The 5,865-nt window shown below is 67.3% G+C and carries 5 protein-coding genes and 1 pseudogene; 5 read left to right on the plus strand and 1 reads right to left on the minus strand.

The genetic code is table 11. The features are described 5' to 3' along the window. Together AOK01_RS38460 and AOK01_RS38465 are read left to right on the plus strand one after the other, a co-directional pair. Positions 1-397 (plus strand): annotated as a pseudogene (locus AOK01_RS38460) (GntR family transcriptional regulator); the annotation flags it as partial. Between the two features lie 87 nt (positions 398-484). Continuing rightward, a complete protein-coding gene (locus tag AOK01_RS38465; protein WP_245702598.1) occupies positions 485-1,231 on the plus strand; it encodes an HAD family hydrolase in 747 nt (248 codons plus the stop codon). Positions 1,232-1,340: 109 nt separating this feature from the next. On the opposite strand, the gene AOK01_RS38470 is transcribed toward AOK01_RS38465, so the two are convergent. Then, entirely contained in the window at positions 1,341-2,081 is a 741-nt protein-coding gene (locus AOK01_RS38470; protein WP_055520057.1) for an HAD family hydrolase, read from the minus strand. Between the two features lie 240 nt (positions 2,082-2,321). Between AOK01_RS38470 and AOK01_RS38475 the strand changes: the two genes are divergently transcribed. The 3 genes from AOK01_RS38475 to AOK01_RS38485 form a co-directional block, all read left to right on the plus strand. Further along, a complete protein-coding gene (locus tag AOK01_RS38475; RefSeq protein ID WP_055520059.1) occupies positions 2,322-3,422 on the plus strand; it encodes an aminoglycoside phosphotransferase family protein in 1,101 nt (366 codons plus the stop codon). A 304-nt stretch (positions 3,423-3,726) separates the two neighbouring features. Then, a complete protein-coding gene (locus AOK01_RS38480; protein WP_055520063.1) occupies positions 3,727-4,347 on the plus strand; it encodes a TetR/AcrR family transcriptional regulator in 621 nt (206 codons plus the stop codon). Between the two features lie 41 nt (positions 4,348-4,388). Beyond that, positions 4,389-5,865, plus strand: a 1,477-nt coding sequence (locus AOK01_RS38485) for a helicase domain-containing protein (protein WP_483855259.1), incomplete at its 3' end; no start/stop codon positions are given.

The following is a 5,865-nucleotide window of genomic DNA, read 5'->3' on the forward strand; positions in this document are numbered from 1 at the left end:
CGACGGAGACGGGGAAGGCGACGACGATCCGGTCCACCAGCGCTGGCTGGACATGCGCAACGCCCAGGGTCACGTCCTGCGGCACAACCTCCGGTCCCTGCGCTCCTCGCACGGCATCGACGTCAACGTCACCTTCCGGGCCCTGCCGTTCACCCCACCGGTGAAGCTCTATCTGCTCAACGGGCAGGAGGCGCTGATCGGTTACTACGTCCTCACCCGCCGGGAGGAGCCGTACGAGAGCCAGACCCTGGAGATGTACGACGCGCTCGGCTCCGAGTCGCTCCTCTTCTCCTTCCTGACCCGGTCGGGACAGCGCGACGCGGCGTTCGTGGAGGAGTCGCAGAAGTGGTTCGACGGGCTGTGGGACACCATCACGACGGACATCACACTTTCTTGACCGTCCTGACCGTCCTGACCGTCCTGACGGGCAGAAATCGGCGGACGCCCTCTGGGAAACGATCGTCGTGAAGCCGACACTGCGTGAGTGACAGTCGAAACCACACAGTTCGAGTTGGCGGCGGGCGAGACCGAGAAGTTCAACGAGTTGATCGGGCGTGCGAAGTGCGTGCTGTTCGACTTCGACGGACCGATCTGTCGGTTGTTCGCGGGCCGCTCCGCGAAGGACATCGCCGCAGGCCAGGAGGAATGGCTGGCCGCACGAGGGCTGGCCGGGGTGCTGGCCGAGGGAGAACGGGGCAGCCGTGACCCGCACTGGGTGCTCAGCGAGGTCGCCGGGCGCCACCCGGACAGCGATCTGGTCGTCGAACTGGAGGAGTGGCTCACCCAGCAGGAGCTGAGGGCGGTGGCGTGCGCGATGCCGACGGCGTATGCCGATCCACTCATCCGGACCTGGGGTGCGGTCGGGGCACGGCTCGCCGTCGTGACCAACAACTCGGGCCGCGCCGTCCGGGCCTACCTGGAGAGCCGGCACCTCGTGGGGTACTTCGCGCCCAACATCTACGGCCGCACCCGGGACCTGAGCCTCCTCAAGCCCCACCCGTACACGCTGAACCGTGCGCTGAGCGCGCTCGGGGCCGCGCCGGACACCACCCTGATGATCGGCGACACCCCGTCGGACCACGCCGCCGCCGTGAGCGCCGGCGTGCACTTCCTCGGCTACGCGCGTAACGCGAGAAAGGCAGAGCTGCTGCTGGCCGCGGGCGTGGCCCGGTGGAACATCGTGCACTCACTGGACACGGTGTTGCGGGTGGTGCGGGGCGGCGCGTTGTGAGGTGACGCCGTGTGAGGTGGCGCCATGCACTCAGGGAATGGCGGCGGCGATGCCTGTCGATCCCCGAGGGGCACCAGCATGCTCCCGCCAACCCCGCTGCGTCAGAAGGTCAGTTGGCCGTCGACAACTGCTCGGCGGCGCTGATGAGGGGCTGGTGCGAGGACACCACCCAGTCGGCACCGCGCTCCCTCATCTCAGCCGCGCGCTGCGCCGACTGGGTGTAGCCGATGAAGCGCGTCCCGGCTGCCTGTGCGGCCGCCAGGTCAGTGAGCTGATCTCCGAGTACGAGGCAGACGGACGCGGGTAGATCCAGACGGTCCACTGCACGGTTCACGGAATCCGGGTCGGGTTTCATGTGGCGCAACTCGTGCGGGTCGCGTCCCAGGACGGCGTCGAACTTGGACTGGAGAGCCAGGCTTCTGACATATGCCAGGACCGGACCGTCGGAGTTGTTGCTCACGATGACGAGACGTATACCCAAGTCCGTCAGTACGTCCACGAGTTCGACGATGTGCGGCGTCGGCTCGGCAGTTTTGACAGCCACGTATTCGTGCTGGGTCACAATGGCTTCCGCCTGTTCAAGCGCCGCACGGCTGCGGGGAACAAGGGCCGGCCGTTCGAACATGTCCCTGACGTGCCGGAGAATGTCGTGCGAGTCGTCGCAGTCCTCCACGTCGGGATCCAGGGTTCCCCAGGCGCTGCGCACGACCTCCTTGATCTCGCGCGCAACGGGAGCGGTCGAAGCATCGCCGAAGAGGTCGGTGACGGGGCCGTCGAAGTCGAACAGCACGGCGCGTGAGCGGTCAAGCAGCCGCCGCAGTGCTTCCTGCTCGTCGAGCGTCTCGCTCATGGGCTTCCTCCGGGTCACCCGTTCAGTGTGGACCACAGCGGTTCACGCTGCCAGCATCGCAGATAATTGGGCAATCAGCTCATAAATGCGCATGTCGCCGCATGCGCATATGCCCGTTCGTCGTCGGCGGGGGCGGACTTCGACGTGTAATCGGGATCTGGCACGATGCGCGCCAGCAGAGGAGTAGCGTGCTTCCACTTCTGTATCCTCCGGAAGGGCGCAAGGCGAGAAAGACGGGCAATGTCACCCGAATCAGATTCCTATGCTCGACTGTGGTCGGTCGAGGCGAGCGGTAACGCGGACGTGGTCGAGGGTCCACTCCGCGGATACCATCACGAGACCTATGTATTTCCGCTGCCCGGGGCCGTGGGGGCAGGGCAGTCGGTGCGTTGGAAATGCCGGGAGCCCTACAGCAATCTTCTGTGGTTCGATCGGCGATGTTTTGCTTCGGAGGAGCAGCTGCTGACAGCCCTGAGTGGGCGAATCTCTGGCATCCCGGATATATTTCAGGTCAGCGGAACCGGGCTGCAGAGATTTATCGAAGGGGGAACTCTCGGGTCCCTTCACAAGTCCACGGAGAAAGTGCCCGATGATCTCTTCGATCAGATCGTCCGTCTGTTTGGCGAATTGACCGGAGTGACCCCTGCAACCCTCCCGATCGATCGCATGTGCAAATTGGAGGATCGCCCTCCCGACGGTGACACCGACGGGTTTCTTGAGCGACTCATCCAATTTGCCGAGCAGCGTGTCTACGTGCAGAACCTGGAGAGATTCAAATCTCTCTTCGAGGCGCTCGGTGTGGACGGCGACTCGTTCAAGAGTCTCCGTAAGCATGTTTCCGGCATGAAAGAGCGGCCTTTTTGCCTGCTGCATGCCGACCTGCACCGCGAGAATTTCATCGTCGATTCAGACCGGAAACTCTGGACGATCGACTGGGAACTGGCGATGTTCGGCGATCCGCTCTACGACCTTGCGACCCACCTGTACTTGATGCGGTACCCGCTGCGGCAGGAACGGCGGATGACGGAACAGTGGTGCACAACGGTGGAGAAGATCCGCCCAGGCAGCTCGAACGGTGTGGAAGTCGATCTGCCAAGACTCCTCGACTACAAGAGGGCACAGTCCGTCTTCACCGATGTCATTCGCGAGGCACTGTCGTTGGACGCCGAGCCCGACCACCGGCGACGGCTCGCACGCGCGGGAGCGAAACTGCGGAGAATCCTGGCGGATGCCGCCGTGCCGTTGGGGCTGGATTCCGTGCCGAGCGCCGGCCGTATCGTGTCGGCGCTCAAACAATGGCATCACGACCACGCGAGCGACCGCAGCAGCGGTTGGCAGTAACCTCGCTCGCACCACGACGAGTTGGTGTGCGCGCCAGTCACTGGCTCGCTTCTTCGCCGAGGCGCGCCGCGGCACACGTTCCGTACCCCTCCCCACCGTCGAGGTCGTACCGCGGATATGGCCCGGCAAGGGGAGGGTGGGAGTCCGGAAGGTGCGTAGGCTCCGGGGCATGGGCCAGACAGGTGCGAGGGACGCTGCGGACGCGACCGGTTCGGCAGGCGGCGCGACCGGTTCGGTAGATGGCGTGACCGGTGCGGTGGGTGGTGTGGACGCCGGGCGCGCGATGGATGCCGTGACCGGTGTGGTGGGTGCCATGGGGTTGCGTGAGCGCAAGAAGCTGCGGATGTACCAGGACGTCTCCGACATCGCCATCTCGCTCTTTCTGGAGAAGGGGTTCGAGAGGGTCTCCGTCGCGGAGGTCGCCGCCGCGGCCGAGATCTCCAAGCCGACCCTCTTCCGGTACTTCTCCTCCAAGGAGGACCTGGTCCTGTACCGGTTCGCCGACCACGAGACCGAGGCCGCGCGGGTGGTCGGGGAACGGGCGCCCGGGCAGTCCGCGATCGACGCGCTGCGGCTGCATTTCCTGGCCGGGATCGAGCGGAACGACCCCGTGACCGGCGTCAACGGCGATCCCCACATCCTTGCCTTCCACCGGTTGCTGTACGGGACTCCGTCCCTGGTGGCGCGGCTGTACGAGTATCTGGAGCGGTCCGAGGCCGCGCTCGCCACCGCGCTCGGCGGGAACCTGGAGGCACGGCTCGCCGCCGGGCAGGTCGTCGCCGTGCAGCGGATTCTCGCGATGGACAACTGGCGGCGGATCGCGAGGGGCGAGGACGTCGCGAAGGTGCAGCGCGACGCCGTCGCCGCCGCGGAGGCCGCTTTCGGGAGGCTGGGGCAGGGGCTCCCGGGCTATGCGACACGGTAATTTATGTAACTCGGTTAAATTATTCGAGTATCCTCGCCGGAATGACGTCAGCCGACCCTTCCCACGTCTCCTCCCATACCGTCTCCCTCGCCGTCTCCCACGCCTCCTCCCTTGATGACTCGCTCGCCGCCTCCCTGCGCCGCGAACGCGATTACCACGACATCTGCCGGGCCGCCCTCGCCGCGATGGTCGAGGGGGCCCAGGAGCACGTCGTCACCGGAGAGGACGTGTCCGCGTCCGGTGCCGACGCCGAAGTGCTCGGTCACCGGCTCCGCAGCCGGGCGAAGGAGATGCGGGAACTGCCCGAAGGGCCGCTGTTCTTCGGGCGGTTGGACTTCGCGCAGCCGGGCTCTGGGCAGGCAGACTCTGGGCAACCGGACTCCGGGCGGGCGGCCTCCGGGAGGCAGAGCCGTACCGCCGGTGACCACGCCGGGCAGAGCTACCACATCGGGCGACGCCGCATCAGCGAGCACCCCGCGGCCCCGCCCCTCGTCGTCGACTGGCGTGCCCCCGTCTCCCGCGCCTTCTACCAGGCGAGTGCCCGCGATCCACAGGGTGTGGGGATACGGCGGCGGTTCGGCTGGGCACCGGGCAGCCGGGGCGAGTCGACCGACCTCACGGGGCTGGAGGACGAACACCTAGGGGACGCCGGGGGAGTCGAGGCTGAACGCCCTGAGATCCCCGGTCTCCCCGGTGTCCCCGGTCTGCCCGCGACCCCCGAGACCCCCGAGACCCTCGCGACCTCCGAGACGCCTCGAAAGAAGGGCCGCATCCTCAGGAGTGAGATCGAGCGGCCCCGGGTCGGCCCGATGCGTGACATCGCCGCGACCATCCAGCCGGACCAGGACGATCTCGTACGGGCGGACCTCGCCGTGTCCGTGTGCGTGCAGGGTGCGCCGGGCACCGGCAAGACGGCCGTCGGGCTGCACCGGGCCGCGTACCTGCTCTACACCCATCCGCAGCGCATCCGGCGTGGTGGACTGCTGATCCTGGGCCCGAACCCCACCTTCCTCTCCTACATCTCGGAGGTGCTGCCGGCGCTCGGCGAAACCGGCGTACGCCAGTCCACGATCGGGCAGGAGATCGGCCGCCATCCGGTCCCGGTCGGGCGCGAGGACGACGAGAGCGCCGCCGTCGTCAAGCACGACGCCCGCATGGCGGAGGTGCTGCGGCGCGCCCTGTACGCCCGGGTGAGCCAGGCCGTGCCCGACGACCTCGCCGTACCCGACGGTTCGTACCGCTGGCGGGTGTCCGCCGGCGCGCTCGCGCGGATCGTGGCGGGCGTACGGGCCGAGGAGCCGCCGTACGCCGTCGGACGTGAGCGCGTACGGACACGGGTCGTGCGACATATCCAGGAGCAGGCCGAACGGCGGACCGGGCCCCGGACGAACGCCTGGTTGCAGAAGGTCTCGCGGGCGCGGCCGATCGGTGTGTACGTCGACTCGGTGTGGCCCAAGGTGCGCCCGGAGGAGGTCGTCGCGGAGCTGCTCACCGATCCGGCCGCGCCCGCGAGACCTT

It is taken from the genome of Streptomyces aurantiacus, from assembly GCF_001418335.1.
Taxonomy (GTDB): domain Bacteria; phylum Actinomycetota; class Actinomycetes; order Streptomycetales; family Streptomycetaceae; genus Streptomyces; species Streptomyces aurantiacus.

What these genes read in the sequence shown, in the direction of transcription:
- AOK01_RS38470 (WP_055520057.1), bottom strand. Translation starts at nt 2,081, where the DNA reads ATGAGCGAGACGCTCGACGAGCAGGAAGCACTGCGGCGGCTGCTTGAC.
- AOK01_RS38475 (WP_055520059.1), top strand. Translation starts at nt 2,322, where the DNA reads ATGTCACCCGAATCAGATTCCTATGCTCGACTGTGGTCGGTCGAGGCG.